Annotated in this window: 22 protein-coding genes, 1 tRNA gene and 1 pseudogene; 13 read left to right on the top strand and 11 right to left on the bottom strand. The window is 44.8% G+C overall.

What is annotated here, in order from left to right; all coding sequences use genetic code 11:
* Both RH85_RS13890 and RH85_RS13885 read right to left on the bottom strand, forming a co-directional pair.
* Positions 1-516, bottom strand: a pseudogene (locus RH85_RS13890) (ABC transporter substrate-binding protein); the annotation flags it as partial.
* Positions 517-787: 271 nt separating this feature from the next.
* Positions 788-2,551 (bottom strand): lysophospholipid acyltransferase family protein, encoded by a 1,764-nt coding sequence (locus RH85_RS13885; RefSeq protein ID WP_006713335.1) that lies wholly within the window; start codon positions 2,549-2,551, stop codon positions 788-790.
* 285 nt (positions 2,552-2,836) lie between these two features.
* Here RH85_RS13885 and celB point away from each other — a divergent pair, with 285 nt between their 5' ends.
* From celB to RH85_RS13865, 4 genes are read left to right on the top strand one after another with little or no spacing between them, the layout of a single operon-like run.
* Positions 2,837-4,153 carry a PTS cellobiose transporter subunit IIC gene (gene celB / locus RH85_RS13880; RefSeq protein WP_006713333.1) on the top strand — a complete coding sequence of 439 codons (1,317 nt, stop codon included), beginning with the start codon at positions 2,837-2,839 and terminating at the stop codon, positions 4,151-4,153.
* A 3-nt stretch (positions 4,154-4,156) separates the two neighbouring features.
* The gene (locus tag RH85_RS13875) at positions 4,157-5,122 is read left to right on the top strand and encodes a glycosylasparaginase (protein WP_006713332.1); all 966 of its coding nucleotides are present in this window, start codon (positions 4,157-4,159) and stop codon (positions 5,120-5,122) included.
* Positions 5,123-5,135: 13 nt separating this feature from the next.
* A complete protein-coding gene (locus RH85_RS13870; RefSeq protein WP_006713331.1) occupies positions 5,136-5,441 on the top strand; it encodes a PTS sugar transporter subunit IIB in 306 nt (101 codons plus the stop codon).
* An 11-nt stretch (positions 5,442-5,452) separates the two neighbouring features.
* Positions 5,453-5,770: a PTS lactose/cellobiose transporter subunit IIA gene (locus RH85_RS13865; RefSeq protein ID WP_006713330.1), complete on the top strand. Its 318-nt coding sequence runs from the start codon at positions 5,453-5,455 to the stop codon at positions 5,768-5,770.
* 34 nt (positions 5,771-5,804) lie between these two features.
* On the opposite strand, the gene RH85_RS13860 is transcribed toward RH85_RS13865, so the two are convergent.
* Together RH85_RS13860 and RH85_RS13855 are read right to left on the bottom strand one after the other, a co-directional pair.
* Positions 5,805-6,641, bottom strand: a complete 837-nt coding sequence (locus RH85_RS13860; protein WP_006713329.1) for a hypothetical protein — start codon at positions 6,639-6,641, stop codon at positions 5,805-5,807.
* Between the two features lie 107 nt (positions 6,642-6,748).
* Positions 6,749-7,189 carry a hypothetical protein gene (locus RH85_RS13855; protein WP_006713328.1) on the bottom strand — a complete coding sequence of 147 codons (441 nt, stop codon included), beginning with the start codon at positions 7,187-7,189 and terminating at the stop codon, positions 6,749-6,751.
* A gap of 487 nt (positions 7,190-7,676) precedes the next feature.
* Here RH85_RS13855 and RH85_RS13850 point away from each other — a divergent pair, with 487 nt between their 5' ends.
* A complete protein-coding gene (locus RH85_RS13850; RefSeq protein ID WP_006713327.1) occupies positions 7,677-9,056 on the top strand; it encodes an NCS2 family permease in 1,380 nt (459 codons plus the stop codon).
* Between the two features lie 77 nt (positions 9,057-9,133).
* Here the strand turns inward: RH85_RS13850 and RH85_RS13845 are convergent, their stop codons facing one another.
* From RH85_RS13845 to rpsU, 6 genes are all read right to left on the bottom strand, one after another.
* Positions 9,134-10,264, bottom strand: coding sequence for a GGDEF domain-containing protein (locus RH85_RS13845; RefSeq protein WP_006713326.1), 1,131 nt, complete (start codon positions 10,262-10,264; stop codon positions 9,134-9,136).
* 162 nt (positions 10,265-10,426) lie between these two features.
* Positions 10,427-10,502: transfer RNA gene (locus RH85_RS13840), tRNA-Ile, on the bottom strand.
* A 143-nt stretch (positions 10,503-10,645) separates the two neighbouring features.
* On the bottom strand, positions 10,646-12,505 hold the full coding sequence (gene rpoD / locus RH85_RS13835) for an RNA polymerase sigma factor RpoD (protein ID WP_006713325.1): 1,860 nt from the start codon (positions 12,503-12,505) through the stop codon (positions 10,646-10,648).
* A 98-nt stretch (positions 12,506-12,603) separates the two neighbouring features.
* A complete protein-coding gene (gene dnaG, locus RH85_RS13830; protein ID WP_006713324.1) occupies positions 12,604-14,367 on the bottom strand; it encodes a DNA primase in 1,764 nt (587 codons plus the stop codon).
* Between the two features lie 142 nt (positions 14,368-14,509).
* Positions 14,510-14,953, bottom strand: a complete 444-nt coding sequence (locus RH85_RS13825) for a GatB/YqeY domain-containing protein (RefSeq protein ID WP_006713323.1) — start codon at positions 14,951-14,953, stop codon at positions 14,510-14,512.
* A 25-nt stretch (positions 14,954-14,978) separates the two neighbouring features.
* Positions 14,979-15,194: a 30S ribosomal protein S21 gene (gene rpsU / locus RH85_RS13820; RefSeq protein WP_001145625.1), complete on the bottom strand. Its 216-nt coding sequence runs from the start codon at positions 15,192-15,194 to the stop codon at positions 14,979-14,981.
* Between the two features lie 478 nt (positions 15,195-15,672).
* Between rpsU and tsaD the strand changes: the two genes are divergently transcribed.
* Positions 15,673-16,689 carry a tRNA (adenosine(37)-N6)-threonylcarbamoyltransferase complex transferase subunit TsaD gene (tsaD, locus tag RH85_RS13815; protein ID WP_006713322.1) on the top strand — a complete coding sequence of 339 codons (1,017 nt, stop codon included), beginning with the start codon at positions 15,673-15,675 and terminating at the stop codon, positions 16,687-16,689.
* Between the two features lie 163 nt (positions 16,690-16,852).
* Positions 16,853-17,680: an alpha/beta fold hydrolase gene (locus RH85_RS13810; RefSeq protein WP_174269581.1), complete on the top strand. Its 828-nt coding sequence runs from the start codon at positions 16,853-16,855 to the stop codon at positions 17,678-17,680.
* Positions 17,681-17,757: 77 nt separating this feature from the next.
* Here the strand turns inward: RH85_RS13810 and plsY are convergent, their stop codons facing one another.
* A complete protein-coding gene (plsY, locus tag RH85_RS13805; protein ID WP_006713320.1) occupies positions 17,758-18,354 on the bottom strand; it encodes a glycerol-3-phosphate 1-O-acyltransferase PlsY in 597 nt (198 codons plus the stop codon).
* A 148-nt stretch (positions 18,355-18,502) separates the two neighbouring features.
* Between plsY and folB the strand changes: the two genes are divergently transcribed.
* The 6 genes from folB (at position 18,503) to ispF (ending at position 21,754) form a co-directional block, all read left to right on the top strand.
* Positions 18,503-18,856, top strand: coding sequence for a dihydroneopterin aldolase (folB, locus tag RH85_RS13800; protein WP_006713319.1), 354 nt, complete (start codon positions 18,503-18,505; stop codon positions 18,854-18,856).
* A complete protein-coding gene (gene folK, locus RH85_RS13795; protein ID WP_006713318.1) occupies positions 18,853-19,338 on the top strand; it encodes a 2-amino-4-hydroxy-6-hydroxymethyldihydropteridine diphosphokinase in 486 nt (161 codons plus the stop codon). The genes folB and folK overlap by 4 nt, the downstream gene beginning before the upstream one ends.
* A 21-nt stretch (positions 19,339-19,359) precedes the next feature.
* A complete protein-coding gene (locus RH85_RS13790; protein WP_006713317.1) occupies positions 19,360-20,163 on the top strand; it encodes an undecaprenyl-diphosphate phosphatase in 804 nt (267 codons plus the stop codon).
* 104 nt (positions 20,164-20,267) lie between these two features.
* Positions 20,268-20,549 (top strand): cell division protein FtsB, encoded by a 282-nt coding sequence (ftsB, locus tag RH85_RS13785; protein ID WP_006713315.1) that lies wholly within the window; start codon positions 20,268-20,270, stop codon positions 20,547-20,549.
* Complete coding sequence (gene ispD / locus RH85_RS13780) at positions 20,549-21,271, top strand: 2-C-methyl-D-erythritol 4-phosphate cytidylyltransferase (RefSeq protein ID WP_006713313.1); 723 nt, start codon at positions 20,549-20,551, stop codon at positions 21,269-21,271. Before ftsB ends, ispD begins: the two co-directional genes overlap by 1 nt.
* 3 nt (positions 21,272-21,274) lie before the next feature.
* A complete protein-coding gene (ispF, locus tag RH85_RS13775; protein WP_039949057.1) occupies positions 21,275-21,754 on the top strand; it encodes a 2-C-methyl-D-erythritol 2,4-cyclodiphosphate synthase in 480 nt (159 codons plus the stop codon).
* The last annotated feature ends 42 nt before the right edge of the window (positions 21,755-21,796 follow it).

Genomic DNA, 21,796 nt, shown 5'->3' with positions numbered 1-21,796 from the left:
GCCTTTTAGATCATCGATGGTCTTAATCTCTTTTTGAAACCACCCGCCCATTTGAATATCGGAATTGCCTCCAGGGAAAGACAGGAGGTTGTGCGGTGCATACACTTCTTGCATGAGCTCCATACCACCACCACGGTAAAACCATGCGTATTGCTCAGTCGACATCATGCCAAACGGCATTGCCGAAAAGTACAAAGTGTTTGGCACTTTACCTTTCCAGTAATAGGAGGCGGAATGGCCCATATCGTATTGGCCTGATTTGACCATATCAAATACACCGAGTGGCGCTTTATGTTTGTTGGCTGAATCAATACGAATTTGTAGGCGACCGTTAGACATTTCTTCGGCTAGTTTGGCCATGTTTTTCGATGCATCACCGAGAATTGGCGTATTTGGCCCCCACGTTTCTGCGAGTTTTAGACGATAAACTTGCTCTTGAGCAAAAGCATTGAGTGAGGCAAAGCCAACGGAGAGTGCGGCGATAGCGGTGACGGCTGGTTTAAACCATGTGTTCATTATTATAACTTCCTGTCATGACGAATTGAGCAGGGATCAGGGTTCTTGTTCTATTGATTACCGTCAAGGGCGTGACATTCTGATTGGTAAAGATAAGTTGGATGATTGTGCTTAATGGCTATTTGTTGTTGGGGTAGAATCAGGATTTGATCGATATTGTCACGTCGTTATGATGCGCAAATCCTCTTCATTAGAGAATGATCGTGTTATTAAATATGGGGAAGGGATCACGGCAAAACGAAAGGGTTTTGCCGTGTTGCATTATTGACCATCAAGCTTGGTGTAAGTTGAGGTACTGCTCTGCGAGCGGCTTGGTCATATAGCGGGAGAGTGTTTTTAGTGGTACTTGGCGTAAATCAACGACGATCAGGCCATCCAAAGCATTGTTGAAGTCAGGATCGACATTAAAGCTGACCAATTTGCCATTCAAAGCCAAATATTGGCGTAGAAGGACTGGTACGCTTTTCCCTTCATCCAGACGCGCAATTACTCGTGAAAGAAGCTGCAAGTCGCCCAAAGCACTTAACATGCTGGTGTTCCAATGGGTGTGCTTGTTGCGTAAAGGGTGTGAAGCTTTCACTAATTGTGCGCCATGACCGTCAAAGTGATGCATTTCCATCGATTCAGCGAGTAGTTGGCGCGCACTTGGGCTGTAATCGTTGCTAATACTGACGGGGCCAAATAGATGGGTGTAGTCGGGATTACGTTGAATAAAAGTAGCAATGCCCTTCCATAGCAGCAATAAAGCACTCATGCTGCGTTGGTATTCTGCCGCGATAACTGAGCGGCCAAGTTCGATTGATTTGCCCATTCGGTCTAAGAATCGCTGATCATAATTAAACAGCGTCCTGGAATAGAGGCCATTCATCCCACAGTGATCGATTAAACGATCTACCAAGCCTAAACGATAAGCCCCCACTAACCGGCGCTGGCTGGAATCCCAAACAAACAGATGACGATAGTGAGGATCAAAGTGATCGATGTCCAAGGCTTTACCAGTACCTTCACCAACCGCTCGGAAGTTTTCTTCACGTAGGCGGCCAATCTCATACAGTAGATTAGGGATATATTTTGCTCGCGTGCAGTACACCTCAAATTCGCCACTGGTTAGTAGGTGGTCTTGTTTGGGAATATCGGCAAAATCAGCTTCGAGGCGATTTAGATTGAGTGGTGCAGAGATAGGTTGCGCTGGAACATCTGAATGGCTCGAGGTGGAAAATAGCCGGTGGTTGGTTGATTGAGGTTTTAATAGGTAAGTATTTAGGCGTAAGTAACTGACTAAACAATCGTCGTTGAGCGCGCTGATTTCCTTGTAACGAATCGCGCTACCGATGGTAATTTCAATCGGTTGCTGAGATTTATTCAGTAGTTCTCGGCCAAGCATCAGTGTGCGTAATAAAGAATGCACTTTACCGGCCATATAAAAACGCTTTGAGTTTTGCCCATGAATGAAGATTGGAATGGTTGTCGCTTGGCTGCGCTTAATCAATGCACTGACTGAACGGCTCCACTCTTTATCTTCGACTTGGTTGGTTTTTCCATTGACCAGTTGCGACACTTCTCCAGCAGGAAACAGCAGTAATAAACCGCCTTGTGCCACATGGCGATGAGCTTCGCGCATTGCTCTGAGATTCGCTTTGACGGCATCTTTGCCATTGAGTACATCAACGCCAATGAAGAGCTTATCCAACTCAGGCACGGTCTTGAGATAATGATTGGCAAGGATCTTGAGATCTTGGCGGATCATCAATAGCATTTCAGCCAAAATCACCCCCTCGACACACCCAAGCGGATGGTTGGCAACAATCACTGTCGCCCCTTCCGTCGGAACTTGATTGATTGAACCTTTCACTACTTGGTAGTCAATGCCAAGGACTTGCAAGGTAAAACGCAAAAAGGTTTCGGTATCACAATGCACTGGGCGCTGAGCATAAAATTTGTCTAGTTGGCTTAGGCCCGTCGCCCATTCAGTTACATGTTCAGCCAAGCCGAATGGGGTTTTACGCGGCAGGCGAAAAGGACTTATCACTTCCATATGTTCCTCGATATATAACAGCACAGAGCAAGTCTAGGCGGCGAATATGTCAGAGATACTGCAATTTCGTGAGGTAAAAATGAAAGGTTGGTTACGGTTAGGCACGCGTGCTATTGGCACTGAAATAATGAATTCGAGGGGTAGATCACAAACGCAATTCATAATGCAATCATGTGATACAAAAATAGCAGTGATGTGATTTAAGCCAAGTTAATTTGAATTTAATCATCTTAATATCTATGCACACTTAATGAAGTATCACATGATTGCTTATTGGAGGTTTATATGGAAAAGGTAATGCGCTTTATTGAAAGTCGCATGATGCCAATTGCTGGAAAAGTGGCTCAACAGCGCCACTTAGGAGCGATTCGCGATGCGTATATCTCATTTATGCCGTTTATCATCGTTGGTTCAATCTTACTTGTTATTAGTTCTTTCCCTAGCGCTAGCTACAAAGATTTTATGGCTTCGATCTTTGGCCCTAATTGGGGAGCGAATATAGAAATACCGTTTTCGGTTATCTTCTCTGGAATGTCTCTGTTTATCTCTTTTATGGTCGCATACCGTCTTGCAGAGCGTTACAAAGTTGACCGAATTTCGGCTGGCGTCTTATCTCTTTCAGCATTTATGGTTTTAACTCCATTTGCTTATGTTGAAGGTGTTGGTACGGTTATTCCTACCGAATGGTTAGGCTCGAAAGGCCTATTTGTTGCGATGATCGGAGCTCTACTATGGACAGAAATTTTCCGTTGGTTTATCGAAAAGCGCATTACAATCAAAATGCCAGATGGCGTTCCACCAGCTGTTGAGAAGTCGTTTGCGGCGTTAGTGCCTGCGACCGTCGTTTTATGTTTAGCGCTTGCGATTCGCCTTGCCTTCGCCGTGACTGATTTCAACACCATTCATCAGTTTATTTATGATGTATTGGCAACACCCGTTCGATCATTTGGTACCTCTTACTTTGGCGCATTAATGACATCGTTAACCATTACCCTGCTTTGGTCTGTAGGCATTAACAGTGGCTCAATGGTGAATGGCATCATGCGTCCTGTCTGGGCTGAAAACCAGCAAGATAACCTAAGTGCAATGGCGAATGGTGTTACGCCACCCCATGTTGTGACTGAGCAATTTTTTGACATTATTTGGATGGGCGGCGCGGGTGCAACGCTTTCGTTGATCATCGCTATTTTGATGTTTGCTCGTTCTCAACATATTAAGAAAGTGGGCAAATTGGCCGCAGGTTCATCCATTTTTAATATCAATGAGCCAGTGCTATTTGGTCTACCTATTATCATGAACCCAATCATGTTGATTCCATTTAACTTGGTGCCATTAGTGTTGGTTACTTTGCAATACGTAGTAATGTCGATAGGTTTGGTATCAACCACTACGGGAGCCTTTATTCCTTGGACATTACCTCCGGTATTATCCGGCTTTATTGTGACGGCGAGCATATCCGGAGCGGTTATGCAGATAGTCAACCTAACGATTGGTGCCATGATATATCTCCCGTTCCTTCGTATTATCGATAAACAATATCGCAGTGCAGAAGTACCCCAAGAAACAGAACAACAACCAACATTAGAAACGGCAAAGGCTTAATCAATGGAAACAAAAAACTGGGGAATTATCGCCACATGGCGAATGGCATTTGATGGCATTTGTGAAGGCGCTGAGATGTTGCAAGACTCACAGACAGCGAGCGATGCTGTGCTAACGGCAGTCGCTCGTGTTGAAGACTACCCATATTACAAAAGTGTTGGCTACGGTGGTTTACCAAATGAGAAAGGGGTCGTTGAGTTGGATGCCGCTTTTATGCATGGCACTACGATGGCCCTAGGGGCGATAGCGAGCGTAAAAGATATCGCAAACCCCATTTTGGTTGCAGAGAAGCTAAGCCGCGAGCGCTTCAATAGTTTTATGGTTGGAGAGGGTGCTGAGCAATGGGCATTTGACCAAGGGTTTGAGAAGAAAAACATGCTGACTGAGCGTGCTCAGCAGCATTATGTGAAGCGTTGTCGCGAAACGATTTTGCGAGGACTTTCTCCTTACACTGGGCATGATACTGTCGGTATTGCTGCGCTGGATACTGACGGCCATATCTGTGTTGGTACTTCAACCAGTGGTTTATTCATGAAACGCCCTGGTCGCGTAGGTGATTCACCAGTATCTGGGTCAGGTTATTATGCCGATAGTGATATTGGCGCTGCAACTGCAACAGGCCTTGGTGAGGACCTGATGAAAGGTTGCATTAGTTATGAAATCGTCCGTCGCATGGGGGAGGGGATGACTCCACAACAAGCGGCTGACAGTACTGTACGAGAGTTGGAACAAAAACTCATCGCCCGTTATGGAAAAGCAGGTGACTTGTCTGTGGTTTGCATCAACAAAGAAGGTGAATTTGGCGCTGCAACCAATATCGATAGTTTCTCTTTTTCTGTTATAACGGCCAAACATCCGGCAACGGTTTATGTTTGTGAACGTGATCAACAAGGTTTTACGCATTACTCCCCGGCAACCTCTGATTGGATGGATGCCTACCAAGCGCGTATTACCGCACCAATAGAATAACTAGGAGTTGAATATGAAAAAGATTTTGCTTATCTGCGATATGGGAATGTCGACCAGTTTGGTGGTAAAACGTATGCAAGAAGCGGCGCAAGCTGAAGGGATTGATGCACTGATTGAAGCCAAAGGTTCACAAGATTTTGACGACTGTGCTGGCGAGTTCGATTGTTATTTATTGGCTCCTCAAATCAGTTACAAGCTTAATGACTTTCAAGCGGTTGCTAATAGTCATAACCGTCCTATCGCGCTGATCAATATGATGGACTACGGAATGACAGATGGTAAGAAAATCCTTGCTCAAGCGATGAGTATGGCGGTTTAAGGGGATTGGCTATGGATAAAGAGCAATACGAAGAGTGGGTAATGTCGCTTATCGTACAAGCTGGTCAATGTCGTAGCATGTTGATGAATGCGATGAGAGAAGCTCGACAAGGAAACTTTGCGAGCGCTGATGAATTAATCTCTAGTGCTAAGCAAGCATTGAAAGAGGCGCACCACATTCAAACACAATTGATTGAGTATGATGAGGGCGAAGGTAAGCTCCCCGTTCATATTGTGATGGTGCATGCTCAAGATCATCTGATGAACGCAGTGTTATTGATGGATATGGCTGAAGAAATCATTGATTTAAGAAAGGTATCTCAAGCTTAAAATGTTTGGTTATCTGCTAGAAGAACAGGGAGCTTTAGCTCCCTGTTTTATTTTTCCAGTAACCACTTGGCGTTAGGCTTTTTAATCGACTGCGCATCACGCGCTTATTCAGTAAATCTTCATAACATAACAAAATAGAAGGTAAGCCTAATCGCTTGTCAAAGTGTTCACCATCAAGGAAGCAATCATAGCTTTGATGAAAATTCACCGCTTGTTCCGTTTCTAAAGTAAAACGGGTCATTTCATCATGCATTTGCCATTCAATATCCATGCTCTCTGCCCATTGGGTAGCGAAAGGCAACTCAGGTAACACCATCTGTTTAATGGTGTAGGGTAGAGCATGCTTAGCAAACTCATTTAGACCCTCAATAGCATATTTATCATCCAATGATTGGACTAAAGCAAAGCTGACAAAACCTGAATATTGTTCGGTTAATACAAGTAAGTAAGGTGACTTTTGAGCTAACTCGGTGGGCAATTTGAGCATATCAACGAGGACGGTTCCACTTTGACAAAGAGTGGGCTTTGTCATTCTAGGTACTTGGTATTTTTTCAAGCAACGATTGAGAACAGCGCGTGATAGTGCTTTATTGATGAGCAATTGTGCCACTTCGAGTAGCTCATCAAGGGATAGCGAAAGACGATGGCGCAAATAGATAATAAGCCATTCTTGCTCTGGAGTTAGGCGACGATGAATCACTTTAGGACGATGGGATTTATCGTAGACATCTTCACGGTGACGCCACTTTTTGACGGTATCGATTGAGATGCTTAGCTCATGTGCGAGTTCGGCATCTGACTTATCGGAATTCTTAATATATTTGCGAATTTTTGGTGTGGTCGCAGCGTTTGAATGAAGTTTAATTTCCATATAAATAGACAATCACAACCTATATTTGATCGTGATTCAATATATCACGACTTGAGTGTCAGGACATCTAATCACCGTGTGTGACTTGATGTCCGTCGTTATTTACATTACTGCGCAATCTTAGCGTATTGACGCAATAAATCCGTTAAGGTTGTGACCCATTCCAAGGTGTTTTCTGGGCTCTGTTTTAGGAGTACTTCAACGTGGTTGCAATGCACTTCTAAAGAAATAGCTCGCTCAAGGTGGAAGGAAATAGCGTAAAAATGCCATAGCAGCAGACGTTGCATGCGCAGCGTATTTTGCTCTGCATTTTCTGACTCTTGAAACAGTGCTGGTAATTGGCTCAGCGCGATGGCATTAAGACGTAACATCGCATCCAGTTGAGCTTCATGTAGTTTGTCTTCTGATTCCGTTTCTTCCCCATCAAAGGTGAATATTTCACTCAGATAATCTTCAGGCACTAAGCGATGAATCATTTTAAGGCTCAGTTGTTCAAGCTCATCTCTAGGCATGGTGGATAGGCATTGGTAGGTATAATCAAGCTGCATCGTTATCCTGCTTCGTCATTAAATTTTCAACTCAAATCTTTGCTGTATTGTAGCGTGTCTAAACTCATTTGTACTCTCTTCATTGTCGGTCTCACGAGTGGCTGTGGTGCTTTCTATCAACGAAGCAAAGTCATAATGGGTATGAATTTCGCTTGAATAGGAGCACAATTAAGTTGGCATTATTGAGTCAGCAATAAGTGCTTGAAGGTTAAAATGTTAAGCATGGTTAGTGACTGGCGAGCCTTGTTGTACTGCGGGACGGTATCGTTTGCCGCAAAGGTTTAAATTACTTGTCATCAGCAAAATAACCCTGTAGTTTCTCCGCCTTTAAACAAGAGTGCAAACTCGAGTTGCTGTGTTTAAGCCAAGTATTGCTTTGTAAAATATCCACTAATGATCTATTCCAACCAAGTGTTGAAAGCTAAGTCGCTAAGCAGACTTCAATGCTTCTTATGGTATCGCGTCATAAAATCGAATAGGAAATCACATGTCTGATAAGACTCCTTCTCAACATACTGAGAACCACCAAAACGCATCATCTCCAATGGGAAGTAAGCTCGATAGCTTCTTTTTAATTACGCAGCGAGGCAGTAATGTTCACCAAGAAATGCTTGCAGGATTAACCACTTTTCTCGCCATGGTCTATTCGGTGATTGTGGTGCCAAGCATGTTGGGTGCGGCAGGGTTTGATCAAGGTGCGGTATTTGTTGCAACCTGTTTAGTGGCTGCGTTTGGTTCATTATTGATGGGGCTATGGGCAAACCTGCCGATGGCGATTGGTTGTGCTATATCCTTAACTGCCTTTATGGCATTCAGCCTTGTGCTTGGGCAGGGCGTTTCTATCCCTGTAGCTCTGGGCGCTGTGTTCCTAATGGGGGTAGTGTTTACCGCGATAACGGTAACGGGTCTGCGTCAATGGATCTTGACGCACCTACCGGTGGGTATTGCACACGGTACAGGCATTGGTATTGGCCTGTTCTTGTTGCTGATTGCTGCGAATGGCGTTGGTATCGTTGAAAAGAACCTTGCTGAAGGCCTGCCAGTTAAATTCGGTGACTTCACATCTTTGCCAGTCATGATGTCAGTATTAGGTCTTGCTGCTATCTTTGGCTTAGAGAAGCGTCGCATACCGGGCGGTATCTTACTGGTGATCGTGGTCATTTCCATTCTTGGTCTTATTTTTGATCCAAATGTGACCTACCATGGTCTGTTCGCCATGCCATCGTTTGGTGGTGAGAACTCTCTGTTTGGTACGATGGATGTCATGGGGGCGTTTAGCCCATTAGTACTTCCGAGTGTACTTGCGCTGGTGATGACAGCTATCTTTGATGCGACCGGTACTATTCGTGCAGTCGCTGGCCAAGCAAACTTGCTTGATAAAGATGGCAACATCATTGATGGCGGTAAAGCACTGACTTCGGATTCTGTTAGTAGCATTGTTTCAGGTGCTGTTGGTGGAGCGCCGGCTGCTGTTTATATTGAGTCTGCGGCAGGTACCGCTGCTGGTGGTAAAACCGGTCTGACGGCGGTGGTCGTGGGCGTATTGTTTTTACTACTACTATTCATTTCACCAATTAGCTATCTAGTTCCAAGCTATGCGACTGCGCCTGCGCTTATGTATGTAGGCTTACTGATGCTAAGCAATGTGAGTAAGTTAGATTTCTCCGATTCGATTGATGCGCTGTCTGGGCTTGTTTGTGCGGTATTCATCGTACTTACCGCGAATATCGTAACCGGTATTATGTTGGGTTTTCTATGTCTCGTTGTTGGCCGTGTCGTCTCAGGTGAATGGAAGAAACTGAGCTTTGGTATTGTTATTTTGACCGCCATCCTTGTCGCGTTTTATGCTGGTGGTTGGGCGATTTAATCCACAATAAATGCAACATTAAAAATGGCTACCCTAGGTAGCCATTTTTGTTTTTAGCGGTGATATCTAGCTGGTGATCATGATGCTTTTTGATTGGCTGAGATAACGCTATTGCGGCCGGCAGATTTTGCTTGATATAGCGCATCATCCACCTTGTTTAAGAAAAACAAAAAGTCTTCATCGTGTTGTGGGGTATGGCAAAACACACCAATTGAACATGTCAGATGATGGCTAAGTTTTTTTTCTTGATTGGTCAGTACAATGTTAGCAATTTTAAGACGAATTAATTCTGCGAGCGTTAGGCCGTCATGGTGGGCGCGATTTGCCACTACAAGCAAAAACTCCTCACCACCCATACGAAAGGCACAGCCATTGTTATCGGCTGTTATTTGGGCCAATACGCTACCCACTCGCTCAATTGCTTCATCACCTTTAAGGTGGCCAAGCGTGTCATTAATGGATTTAAATAAATCCAAATCTAACGATATAAAACAAAGGGGGGATTTTCCCCGGTTCGCCTTTTGAATTTTGGCTTCGATTATTGCCATGAAATGACGTCGGTTGAAGAGGCCTGACAGTTGATCCGTCATTGCTTGTTGCTGCAGTTGAGCATTGAGTGCGGTGAGGTTCTTTTCAGCAATGATACGGCGATGCTTTTCTCGAATCAGTTCAATTGCATGTGAAGACAATTCATCGTACATGGTTAATACGGTATCAATCAACACGCCGACAGAGCCGCGCATCTGTCTTTTTGCCGCTTTTTTTGCTTCGCTAAGGCTAACATCATTTTTTAGTTCATTGACGACCAGGCTCATTTTTTTGTCATCATCAAGGATGTGTAGCGCGAGCCAGCGAATAAGAAACTGCAGTACGTTTTCAATCGTATCCTGCCAGCAGTTGGTGATGGCATCACGTTTGATTTTTTCAATATCAGGTAAAAAAGAATTGTGGGCATGGGTGTGTGACAACATCCAGTGGTCACACTGGAAATGCTCTGCCCATATTTGTTCTTCTTCAGCAAAGTGATAGGTCGCGTAATTGGCGAGTTCATCAAACACTTCGGCAACTTCAATACGATTTTCATGCACTAAAGAGTTGGCGAGTTTATTGACCAGTTGAAACAACGTCTTATGCTGGGCATCAATGTGATCTATTCCAGTTTCAAAATTGGGGTTCCACGGAAAAACCACGATTTCGCTATTTGGCATAATAACTACAGCTTATATTTTTCTAACCGCTGCGGATTTTACTAGCCAGCGTTCTAAATAAACAGAAAATTAGAGGGTTAATTTGAGGTTGAGCCCATGGCTAGATTTAGGGGAAGAGAAAAGCAAAAAGCTCGTAGATTTCTCTACGAGCTTTTTTAAATTTGGTGGCCCCTCCCAGACTTGAACTGGGGACCAATCGATTATGAGTCGACTGCTCTAACCACTGAGCTAAGGGGCCGAATTAGGTGACTGATTATAGGGGAAGCGCCCTGTAGTGTCTAGCCGAGGAGGGGGTAATTCCGTTTAGTTTTTATTCAGTTAAACGCGCTAGATACAAAAAAGGTGAGCCAGAGCTCACCTTTTTCTTTAATCGCTTACGAATTACTCGTCTAGGAAGCTGCGCAGTGTTTCTGAGCGGCTTGGGTGACGAAGTTTACGTAGTGCTTTTGCTTCGATCTGACGGATACGTTCACGAGTAACGTCGAACTGCTTACCCACTTCTTCTAGAGTATGGTCAGTGTTCATATCGATACCAAAACGCATGCGCAGTACTTTCGCTTCACGAGGTGTTAGGCCAGCAAGAACATCTTTAGTTGCAGCACGTAGGCTTGTCGCCGTTGCTGAATCAAGAGGCAGTTCTAGCGTAGTATCCTCGATGAAGTCACCTAGGTGCGAATCTTCGTCATCACCGATAGGTGTTTCCATTGAGATTGGCTCTTTAGCGATCTTCAGTACTTTACGGATCTTGTCTTCAGGCATTTGCATGCGCTCAGCAAGTTCTTCCGGTAGCGGTTCACGACCCATCTCTTGCAGCATTTGGCGTGAGATACGGTTTAGTTTGTTGATCGTTTCGATCATGTGAACCGGAATACGGATAGTACGAGCTTGGTCTGCAATCGAACGAGTGATTGCCTGACGAATCCACCAAGTTGCGTAAGTTGAGAATTTGTAACCACGGCGGTATTCAAATTTATCAACTGCTTTCATCAAGCCGATGTTACCTTCTTGGATTAGATCCAAGAATTGTAGACCACGGTTGGTGTATTTTTTAGCAATCGAGATAACTAGACGTAAGTTCGCCTCAACCATCTCTTTCTTAGCACGACGAGCTTTCGCTTCACCGATAGACATACGACGGCTGATATCTTTGATGCTTTGTACCGTCAAAGAAGTTTCTTCTTCGATGATTTTTAGCTTCAGGATAGAGCGACGGATATCATCTTCGCTTTGACGAATTTTATCTGCGTATGGTTTATCTGATGCAAGAACTTCATCTAACCAAGCGTTGCTTGATTCGTTGCCAGTAAATAGCGTGATGAATGATTTCTTCGGCATCTTACCGTATTCAACCGTTGCCTTCATGATAAGACGTTCTTGAGTACGAACGCGTTCCATTGAAGTACGTAGCTCTTCAACTAGGTAGTCGAATTGCTTTGGCGTTAAACGGAATTCTTTAAACACATCAATCACAAGCTCGTGAGCTTGCTGTGCTTGTGCACTTTCTTGACCGTGTTCATTTACCGCTAGCTGATGATTCTGGAATGTGTTGCGTAGAGCAGTAAACTTCTCGAGCGCAAGTTCAGGATCAATACCAGTATCTTCTTCAGCTTCTTCGTCATCGCTATCGTCGTCACTGTCTTCTTCAGAATCATCATCTTCATCTTTAAGATCAGTTTCGGTTAGTTCCGAGCCGATATGCGTTGCGGTTGGTGCTGCCGTTTCATCAGCATCAGGATCGACAAAACCTGTAATCAGATCAGTAAGACGTAGCTCTTCAGCTTGAATACGGTCGAACTGTTCTAGAATGTAAGGAATAGTACCTGGGTATTCTGCAACGGCATTTTGAACTTGGTTGATACCATCTTCGATACGCTTAGCGATATCGATTTCACCTTCGCGAGTTAGCAGCTCAACCGTACCCATTTCACGCATGTACATACGTACTGGGTCTGTTGTGCGGCCAATTTCACTTTCAACGCTTGAAAGTGCCGCTGCAGCAGCTTCAGCTGCATCTTCATCGGTGATGGCGTCATCATCGTTCAGTGCAAGATCATCAGCATCCGGAGCAGTTTCAACTACTCGAATACCCATGTCATTAATCATCTGAATGATGTCTTCAACCTGCTCAGAATCTACGATTTCTGCAGGCAGGTGGTCGTTAACTTCTGCGTAGGTCAGATAGCCTTGTTCCTTGCCTTTAATGACAAGTTGTTTTAGCTGTGACTGCGGATTTTGATCCATAGACGGTATCCAACTTAGTATCTGGTGAAGGAATTAGTATGCGATATGCAAACCATACATGTTAACAAATTAATTGTGTGCTGCCTAATCAAACAGGGTTACGCTTTTAAATCTAGCATTAACGCTAGTAGCTCCCTTTTCTCTTCGGCTGATAAACCGATGCTTCTTTCTTTGGCTTGCAGATTTTCAATTTGCTTTTCGACGCACTGGGACAAGATTTTATCCAATGAATCTAAAAATATATCTTTTTCATTGTCGTCTACGAGAGGGATTAGCCATCCTGCGAGACGTGACAATAGGGCCTCATGGCGACTATTTCGCCAATGCTCAAGCAATTGGCCTGTGTTGATATGGGGGTGCGATTGACAATATTCAAGCACCTCAATGAATAAACTTAATCCTGGAACCGATAGATTCTTTACACTACTTAGCTCCGGTACCATTTCAGCATAGCTCGGATTTTGAATTAGCAAAGCGATCACCTCACGCATTGGTGTGCGTTTAATCTCTTTGTGTGGCTGAGGACGTTCTTCTTTTTGTCCTTCTTTGCTAATTAATTGCTGAAGTTGGCGCTCATCCATTAAACCGAGGCGTTTACCTAGTAGATCTCTTAAATAGAGTCTTAAGGTGCCACCGGGTACCTTGTCAATCAGTGGAATAGCAAGACTGGTGAGTTTTGCCATGCCTTCTCTCGTTGACATATCGACTTGTTGCATCAATGAACTGAACATAAATTCAGACAATGAGGTTGCCGAATCGAGTTGCTGCTCGAATGCTTGTTTTCCATGCTGACGAATGTACGAATCGGGATCTTCGCCATCGGGTAGAAACATAAACTTCAGCTGTCGGCCATCGGTCAAATAGGGCAAGGCGTTTTCCATTGCTCGCCATGCAGCCTCACGTCCAGCTCGGTCGCCGTCGTAACAGCACACTACTAAGCTCGTTTGACGAAACAGAACTTGTAGATGATCGCCAGTGGTCGAGGTGCCAAGCGAGGCTACCGAGTAGTCGACGCCATATTGCGCTAAAGCAACCACATCCATATAGCCTTCTACGACAAGGATACGAGGTGGTTCACGATACGCCTGTAAAACTTCATAAAGACCATACAGTTCTTTGCCTTTATGGAACACTGGCGTTTCGGGAGAATTGAGGTATTTTGGTGTGCCTTCGCCAATCACTCGGCCACCAAAACCAATTACACGGCCACGACGATCACGGATAGGGAACATGACTCGACCACGAAAACGATCGTAGCGATTGCCTTTGTCGTTTTCGATTAACATGCCGCCTGAAACGAGCATGTCTTGGCTGTTTTTCTGCTGTCCGAAGTTTTTACGTACCAGATCCCATTCGTCAGGGATGTAACCGATACCAAATTTTTGCACGATCTCGCCAGAAAGCCCGCGATCTTTTAAGTAATCAATGGCGATCTTGCTTTTGGATTGCTTAAGTTGGTCACGATAAAACTGGCCAACGCTACCCAGAAGATCATAAAGAGAGCGCTTTTGATCACTGCTTGCTTGCGGTTGATCGTTGCGAAAGCCACCTCCTTGGCGCTGCTCACGAGGCACATCAAGGCCCATGAAAGAGGCAAGCTCTTCTATCGCTTCAACGAATTCAAGGCGCTCGTACTCCATCATGAAGTCGATGGCATTACCATGCGCACCACAGCCAAAACAGTGATAGAACTGCTTTTCTTGGCTAACGCTAAAGGATGGGGTTTTCTCGTTATGGAAGGGGCAGCAAGCGCCGTAGTTCTTGCCTTTTTTCTTAAGTTTCACGCGTGCGTCAATGATATCGACGATATCAAGTCGAGCTAGGAGGTCATCAATAAAACTGCGAGGGATGTGTCCAGCCATAAAACCTAACAAAAAAGAAAAGAGAATAGAGTGAGCGACGCAATTTAGTATCGCAGAAACAGTCGATTATTTCATGTATTCAGATACAAACAAGCCGCGCTATCCAATGGAATGCACGGCTTGTTGCAATAGGGTTGGGTAATTAAGCCAGCTTAGCGCGAACTAAACCACTTACTTTACCCATATCTGCACGCCCTTGAATTTGTGGTTTAAGAACGCCCATTACATTACCCATGTCTTGCATGCCCGCGGCACCAGATTCAGCAATTGCCGCTTCAATAAGCTGCGCAACTTCTTCTTCGGTTAACGGTTGAGGCATAAAATCCTCAAGTACTGTAATTTCGGCGCTTTCCACGTCAGCTAAATCTTGACGACCCGCTGATTCGTATTGAGCGACAGAGTCGCGACGTTGTTTAACCATTTTAGTCAGCACAGCAAGAATGTCGTCGTCGTTCAGAGTGATCTGTTCGTCAACTTCACGTTGCTTAACGGCTGCCAAGGCTAAACGAATAGTGCCAAGGCGTAATTTATCCTTGGCTTTCATCGCTAATTTTTGCTCGTCTTTGAGAGTATCAATGAGAGCCATAACTATTTCCTAATGGACTTAGTTATTAGTACAGGCGAACGCGACGAGCGTTTTCGCGAGCTAGCTTCTTAGCGTGACGCTTTTGAGCTGCTGCTTTAGCGCGTTTGCGAACTGTAGTTGGTTTTTCGTAGTGCTCACGACGACGCACTTCAGAAAGGATACCTGCTTTTTCGCAAGAGCGCTTGAAACGACGTAGTGCAACGTCGAACGGTTCGTTTTCACGTACTTTAACTACTGGCATATGCCTTTCACCTCAGGGGTTATTCGTTAACGCTGGCATCGGTAGTCCAAACATGCTGTTCGGTCTATAACCAGCTTGATCAAAAATGGTGCGGAATTTTAATCCGATCACAATAGCTTTGTAAAGCATTTTGTCGAGTATATATCCATGCAACGCCAAGGTATAGTTTGATTGGCAGGCGCATGGATTTGGGTTAATGCACAAATTTAGTCGCTTAACATCTCTAAATCAAAAAATTAACCTAATTCAACCGTGGAGATTAATTTTTATGTGTGCGCTAATCTATTGTCATTACTGATAAAACTAAGATTAACTGTAGAACGTTAGCATCATTCCAACCAATTATTGCTGTCTGTCATCGCCTGTGATTGCAACAGAGTTTTGCCACTTCTAATGGTACAAAATTTGTTTGCCAAGCCAAGGCAAGGTAAGATTGGCGCCAATTTGAAACAGTCGACAGAAGCCTTCCGAGTTAACCATGCGTATTATCGGTATTGAAACCTCTTGTGATGAAACAGGCATTGCTATTTATGATGATGAGAAGGGTTTGCTTTCTCACCAGCTTTACAGTCAGGTAAAACTGCATGCCGATTACGGCGGTGTCGTGCCTGAATTGGCCTCGCGTGATCACGTTAAAAAAACCATTCCGCTGATCAAAGCGGCGATGGCTGAAGTGAATCTTACGCCGAAGGATATCGATGGTATTGCCTACACCGCAGGCCCTGGTCTTGCAGGAGCACTGCTTGTGGGCGCAACGATTGGTCGCAGCTTGGCTTACGCGTGGAACATTCCAGCGGTAGCCGTTCATCACATGGAAGGCCACCTGCTTGCTCCTATGCTCGAAGACAACCCACCACCATTTCCGTTTGTGGCGGTATTGGTTTCTGGCGGTCACTCGATGATGGTTGAAGTGAAAGGGATCGGTGAATACAAAATTCTCGGCGAGTCTGTGGATGATGCCGCTGGTGAAGCATTTGATAAAACCGCAAAACTGATGGGGCTTGATTACCCAGGAGGTCCACTGTTGTCGAAATTGGCAGAGAAAGGCACTCCGGGTCGTTTTAAGTTCCCACGTCCGATGACGAATGTCCCTGGGCTTGATATGAGCTTCTCTGGTCTTAAAACGTTTACGGCTAACACTATTGCTGCAAATGGTAACGATGATCAAACTCGTGCTGATATTGCTTTGGCGTTTGAAGAAGCGGTATGTGCCACCTTGGTGATCAAATGTAAACGTGCATTGGATCAAACCGGATTTAAACGTATCGTTATTGCGGGTGGAGTGAGTGCGAACAAGCGTCTGCGCGCTGAACTGGGTAAGTTGGCACAAAAAATCGGCGGTGAGGTTTACTACCCACGTACGGAATTTTGTACCGATAACGGTGCGATGATCGCGTACGCGGGTATGCAGCGTTTGAAAAATAGCGAAGCCACGGATCTTTCTGTTGAAGCGAAGCCGCGTTGGCCGATTGATCAGCTTGAACCTATCGCATAAACGATAAATTTGAATCAAGGTCGCTTTAACAGCGGCCTTTTTTTTGCGTTATTTTTGCAGTCCATAGGGTAGTAAAAAATTGACTAATTTCAGGTTGCCATCGCATTGAAACAATGGATAAATGTAGATCTGCAATATCGAGTAACGATAGGAAAGCGACACAATGGATAGAAGTGTGAATAAATTTGCGATCGATGGCCGTGAAATGGCGTATCAAGATGTGGGTCAAGGCCCGGTGGTGCTGTTTGGTCATAGTTATTTGTGGGACAGCCAGATGTGGGCGCCGCAAATCGAGCAGTTAAGTCAATCATTCCGTTGTATCGTGCCTGATCTTTGGGCACATGGTGAATCCGACAATGCTCCAAGCGCGACAAGATCGTTGCAAGACTACGCCAAGCAGATCTTGGCATTAATGGATCATCTTAATATTGATCAATTTGCGATCGTCGGTTTATCTGTTGGCGGTATGTGGGGGGCAGAGGTCGTTGCACTGGCGCCGCAACGTGTTCGCGCGATTGCATTAATGGATACCTTTGTCGGCTTAGAGCCTGAAGTCGCACATAAAAAGTATTTCGCTATGCTAGATACCATCAATACGGTTAAGCATGTACCAGAAGCTCTCATTGAAGCGGTGACACCTCTGTTTTTTGCTCGCAACGCCGAACAAGATAACCCGGAGTTAGTAGCAATGTTTAAGCGACATCTTGCTCAAATCAAAGCTGAGCGAGCTGAGGCCATTGTAAAAATTGGCCGCATGGTATTTGGTCGTCGAGATCTGATTGATGAACTGTATAAATTTACGTTACCGACCTTAATTGCGGTGGGAGCGGAAGATGCCCCTCGTCCTTATTTAGAGTCGTACTTAATGCAAGATTGCATTGATGGTGCGCAGTTGGTGCAAATCCCGAACGCAGGTCATATTTCAAATCTAGAGCAACCTGAATTTGTCACGGCGTTATTAAGTGATTTTTTGGGTGAGGCATTGCATTAAGATGATGCTGTTCGAAAAATTTAAAAGGCCTCTGAAGAGGCCTTTTTTATATCATTGCTTGTTGGGTATAAAGAGGGTTATTTGAATTTTTTACTACCCAATTTAGGTTCGGTGCCATCGAATAGTCGGCGGATGTTTTGATGATGACGGAAGACGATCAAACAGCAAAGCATAGCAACCGGCAGAGTATATTGTGGCTTGATCATCCAAGTGTACATTGGTGCCAGTAATACGGTGACCAGAGCAGCCAGTGATGAAATCCGGAAGATAAAAGCAGTAATGATCCAGGTTGCGATCACCATGCCGGTAAGATCTAAACCGATCGGAGCGATTGCCCCTAGCGCGGTGGCGACCCCTTTTCCGCCAGAAAAGTGGAAAAATAGTGGGTACATGTGACCAAGACATGCCGCAATGGCGACAATCCCCAGCATTATCGGATCAATTTCTAGTAAATAGCCGCCCCAGACAGGAATGGTGCCTTTGAGCATGTCACACAGCAATACTGATAACGCGGCTTTACGCCCACCAATGCGCAAAACATTGGTCGCACCAGGGTTGTTGGAGCCCACTTTACGGGGATCGGGCAGGCGCAAGATCCGGCAGATCAAGACGGCACTAGAGATCGAACCTAGTAAATAGGCAGAAATGATCATGGCTAGTGCTAATGGCGTCATAAAGAGTCAACTCGATGAAAAAAGTGTCTATGGTGCAAGTAATTGATATCATATCGTGCTCTAACTACTTACTGTAAGTAGTTGATGACTAAATAGTACGATTTTTTCTCTTTATTGGGTATCCGACCTGTATAGGAAGCGACGAAGAATGGACAAAGTATTTATCGAACAACTTGAAGTAATCACGACTATTGGTGCTTACGACTGGGAGCAAGAGATTAAGCAAAAACTTGTGCTGGATATTGAAATGGCACATGACAATCGCGTTGCTGGAAAGAGTGATGACGTTGCTGATGCTTTGGACTATGCCCAAGTCAGTGCGGCGGTGATTAACCATATCGCTGGTGGACGCTTTCTATTGGTTGAACGTGTAGCAGAAGAAGTGGCGCAGTTGATCATGTCACAATTTTGTGTGCCATGGATCAAGATCCGTTTAACCAAACCGGGTGCGGTACCTCAAGCCAAAGGCGTCGGTGTAGTGATCGAACGCGGACAGCTATGATCACGGCTTATATTGGGGTTGGCTCCAATATTGATCGTAAAAAGCACATTGAGACTGCCATTGTCGAATTGTCTCGAATTGGAGAAGAGTTACAAATCTCTACAATTTATGAGTGTGAAGCGGTTGGTTTCAAAAGTGAGCCTTTTTACAATCTAGTGGTGAAAATGAAAACCGCTCTGGAAGTCACGGAATTTTCACATGCCCTGCGTAAGATAGAGCTTAAATGGGGGCGAAGGGAAGACGCCGCTAAGTTTGAGGCTCGCACATTGGATTTGGATATCATCTTATTTGGAGAGTTGGTGAGTGAACATCAACCGCAAATACCACGTGAAGATATTTATAAATTTGGATTTGTGATTCAACCACTTAATGAACTATGCCCACAATTAGTTGTCCCAGGAGATGGTAGAACGATTAATCAAATTTTTACCTCTACCAATTACCCTGAAGTTTTAACCATGGTTAAGCCATGGTTTTTTTGATTTGTCGTAAATGAGAGTAAAATGAGTACATTTGAAGCGTTTATCTTGGCCTTGATCCAAGGCTTAACTGAATTTTTACCGATCTCCAGCTCTGCTCACCTGATTCTACCTTCGGCAGTGTTTGGCTGGGCCGATCAAGGTTTGGCGTTCGATGTGGCTGTGCATGTTGGTACATTAGCGGCGGTGATGATCTATTTCCGCACTGAAGTTGTAAGCTTGCTATCGGCATTTTTCGGTTCAATCTTTAAAGGTGAACGCAGCAAAGAAGCGAAATTGGCCTGGATGATCGTACTAGCAACGATCCCAGCGTGTATCTTCGGTTTATTGATGAAAGACATCATCGAAATCTATTTGCGCAGCGCTTGGATTATCGCGATTACCACCATCGTGTTTGGTTTGTTGCTTTGGTATGTCGATAAGAATGCTAGCTTGGTTGAAGATGAATACCAAACCACATGGAAGAAGGCGCTGTTTATTGGTATCGCTCAGGCGATGGCAATGATCCCCGGCACCTCTCGCTCTGGTGCAACGATTACCGCGGCACTTTATCTGGGCTTTACCCGTGAAGCGGCAGCGCGTTTTTCATTTTTAATGTCGATTCCTATTATTTTACTCGCGGGTGGGTATTTGAGCCTTAAGCTAGTAGAAAGTGGTGCTGCGATTGATTTCTCTGTGTTGGCGACCGGTATCATCACATCATTTATTAGTGCCTATATTTGTATTCACTTCTTCTTAAAGCTTATTTCTCGGATGGGTATGCTGCCATTTGTGATTTACCGTTTGATTTTGGGCTTTGGTTTACTGGCATTTTTAGCTTTTAACTAACTCATCCCCACTTTCCTGCTAAGACCACATAACCCAATCTCGCGCCATTAGCGACATTGTGGTATATATGTGGTCTTTCTATTTCTCTTCTTTAACAAAAATTTATGCGCGCTTTTGCTCTGATCTTATTATTACTATTTGGCTGGCTTCAGTACACCTTGTGGCTGGGCAAGAATGGTATCACTGACTTTCAAGTGGTCAGTGCGGATATTGAAGTGCAAAATCAGGTTAATGCTAACCTTGCTCTGCGTAATAATGAAATGTTTGCCGAAATTGATGATTTGCGCCAAGGGCTTGATGCTATCGAAGAGCGTGCTCGTCATGAACTTGGTATGGTTAAAGAAGGTGAAACCTTCTACCGCATTATTGGAGATGATCACAAATAATGGTGACTCAATCCCCTGATTCTATGCTGTTGCAATCTATTGTTGCGATTGTTCCTGCCGCCGGTGTTGGCAGCCGCATGAAAGCGGGCAAACCTAAGCAATACCTCACTATAGGCCAACAAACGGTACTTGAGCATACGGTTGAAAAACTGTTAGCACACAGCGCGGTGGCACTTGTCGTTGTTGCCATTACTGATGGCGACCCTTATTTTCCTGAGTTAAGCATTGCCTCCGATCCGCGAGTGATTCGTGTTTCTGGTGGAAAAGAGCGTGCTGATTCTGTTTTGTCTGCGCTGCGATATGTGCAAGCTCAGCAGTTAGGTGAATGGGTGATGGTGCATGATGCCGCGCGTCCATGCGTGCGGATGGAAGACTTAAATACACTGATTTCTGTATCACAGGCACACGATGTTGGAGCGATCTTGGCTTCTCCGGTGCGTGATACGATGAAGCGATCAAACCAAAATGGCAATATAGACCATACGGTAGATCGCGAAGCGTTGTGGCATGCATTAACCCCACAAATGTTTAAAACAGAACCGTTAACGCGCATTTTAAGTGATGCTCTTTCCGCGGGTGCTATGATTACCGATGAAGCCTCTGCCTTTGAATGGGCTGGCTTACAGCCTGCATTAGTGCAAGGTTACGCGGACAATATTAAAATCACTCAGCCAGAAGATTTAGCGTTAGCAGAGTTCTATCTTGAGCGAGAAAAAGGATAAAACATGATGCGAATTGGTCACGGCTTCGATGTACATAAATTTGGTGGTGAAGGCCCAGTCATTATTGGTGGTGTGGCCGTTCCGTATGAACAGGGATTGATTGCCCATTCTGATGGGGATGTTGCCTTGCATGCACTCTGTGATGCGTTACTTGGTGCGATTGCAGCGGGTGATATTGGCCGTCATTTCCCTGATACAGATGATGAATGGAAAGGGGCTGATAGCCGTATGTTGCTGCGTGATGTCTATCGTCGAGTCAAAGAACAAGGTTACACCTTGGGCAATGCGGATGTGACCATTATGGCGCAAGCGCCAAAAATGGCCCCACATATCGAAGCGATGTGCGCGGCAATTGCCCTGGATCTTGAAACGGATCTTGGCAACGTCAATGTGAAAGCGACCACGACAGAGCGCTTAGGCTTTACGGGCCGTAAAGAAGGCATCGCTTGTGAAGCGGTGGTATTACTGGTTAAACAAAATTAATTTTTAATCGTTGAGCTCGCGATAGGACGTCATCCTTGACGC

The sequence above is a fragment of the Vibrio ichthyoenteri ATCC 700023 genome, assembly GCF_000222605.1.
Classification (GTDB): domain Bacteria; phylum Pseudomonadota; class Gammaproteobacteria; order Enterobacterales; family Vibrionaceae; genus Vibrio; species Vibrio ichthyoenteri.
This window is presented reverse-complemented; position numbering and strand designations above follow the sequence as displayed.

What these genes read in the sequence shown, in the direction of transcription:
- RH85_RS13885 (WP_006713335.1), bottom strand. Translation starts at nt 2,551, where the DNA reads ATGGAAGTGATAAGTCCTTTTCGCCTGCCGCGTAAAACCCCATTCGGC.
- celB (WP_006713333.1), top strand. Translation starts at nt 2,837, where the DNA reads ATGGAAAAGGTAATGCGCTTTATTGAAAGTCGCATGATGCCAATTGCT.
- RH85_RS13875 (WP_006713332.1), top strand. Translation starts at nt 4,157, where the DNA reads ATGGAAACAAAAAACTGGGGAATTATCGCCACATGGCGAATGGCATTT.
- RH85_RS13870 (WP_006713331.1), top strand. Translation starts at nt 5,136, where the DNA reads ATGAAAAAGATTTTGCTTATCTGCGATATGGGAATGTCGACCAGTTTG.
- RH85_RS13865 (WP_006713330.1), top strand. Translation starts at nt 5,453, where the DNA reads ATGGATAAAGAGCAATACGAAGAGTGGGTAATGTCGCTTATCGTACAA.
- RH85_RS13860 (WP_006713329.1), bottom strand. Translation starts at nt 6,641, where the DNA reads ATGGAAATTAAACTTCATTCAAACGCTGCGACCACACCAAAAATTCGC.
- RH85_RS13855 (WP_006713328.1), bottom strand. Translation starts at nt 7,189, where the DNA reads ATGCAGCTTGATTATACCTACCAATGCCTATCCACCATGCCTAGAGAT.
- RH85_RS13850 (WP_006713327.1), top strand. Translation starts at nt 7,677, where the DNA reads ATGTCTGATAAGACTCCTTCTCAACATACTGAGAACCACCAAAACGCA.
- RH85_RS13845 (WP_006713326.1), bottom strand. Translation starts at nt 10,264, where the DNA reads ATGCCAAATAGCGAAATCGTGGTTTTTCCGTGGAACCCCAATTTTGAA.
- rpoD (WP_006713325.1), bottom strand. Translation starts at nt 12,505, where the DNA reads ATGGATCAAAATCCGCAGTCACAGCTAAAACAACTTGTCATTAAAGGC.
- dnaG (WP_006713324.1), bottom strand. Translation starts at nt 14,367, where the DNA reads ATGGCTGGACACATCCCTCGCAGTTTTATTGATGACCTCCTAGCTCGA.
- RH85_RS13825 (WP_006713323.1), bottom strand. Translation starts at nt 14,953, where the DNA reads ATGGCTCTCATTGATACTCTCAAAGACGAGCAAAAATTAGCGATGAAA.
- rpsU (WP_001145625.1), bottom strand. Translation starts at nt 15,194, where the DNA reads ATGCCAGTAGTTAAAGTACGTGAAAACGAACCGTTCGACGTTGCACTA.
- tsaD (WP_006713322.1), top strand. Translation starts at nt 15,673, where the DNA reads ATGCGTATTATCGGTATTGAAACCTCTTGTGATGAAACAGGCATTGCT.
- RH85_RS13810 (WP_174269581.1), top strand. Translation starts at nt 16,853, where the DNA reads ATGGATAGAAGTGTGAATAAATTTGCGATCGATGGCCGTGAAATGGCG.
- plsY (WP_006713320.1), bottom strand. Translation starts at nt 18,354, where the DNA reads ATGACGCCATTAGCACTAGCCATGATCATTTCTGCCTATTTACTAGGT.
- folB (WP_006713319.1), top strand. Translation starts at nt 18,503, where the DNA reads ATGGACAAAGTATTTATCGAACAACTTGAAGTAATCACGACTATTGGT.
- folK (WP_006713318.1), top strand. Translation starts at nt 18,853, where the DNA reads ATGATCACGGCTTATATTGGGGTTGGCTCCAATATTGATCGTAAAAAG.
- RH85_RS13790 (WP_006713317.1), top strand. Translation starts at nt 19,360, where the DNA reads ATGAGTACATTTGAAGCGTTTATCTTGGCCTTGATCCAAGGCTTAACT.
- ftsB (WP_006713315.1), top strand. Translation starts at nt 20,268, where the DNA reads ATGCGCGCTTTTGCTCTGATCTTATTATTACTATTTGGCTGGCTTCAG.
- ispD (WP_006713313.1), top strand. Translation starts at nt 20,549, where the DNA reads ATGGTGACTCAATCCCCTGATTCTATGCTGTTGCAATCTATTGTTGCG.
- ispF (WP_039949057.1), top strand. Translation starts at nt 21,275, where the DNA reads ATGATGCGAATTGGTCACGGCTTCGATGTACATAAATTTGGTGGTGAA.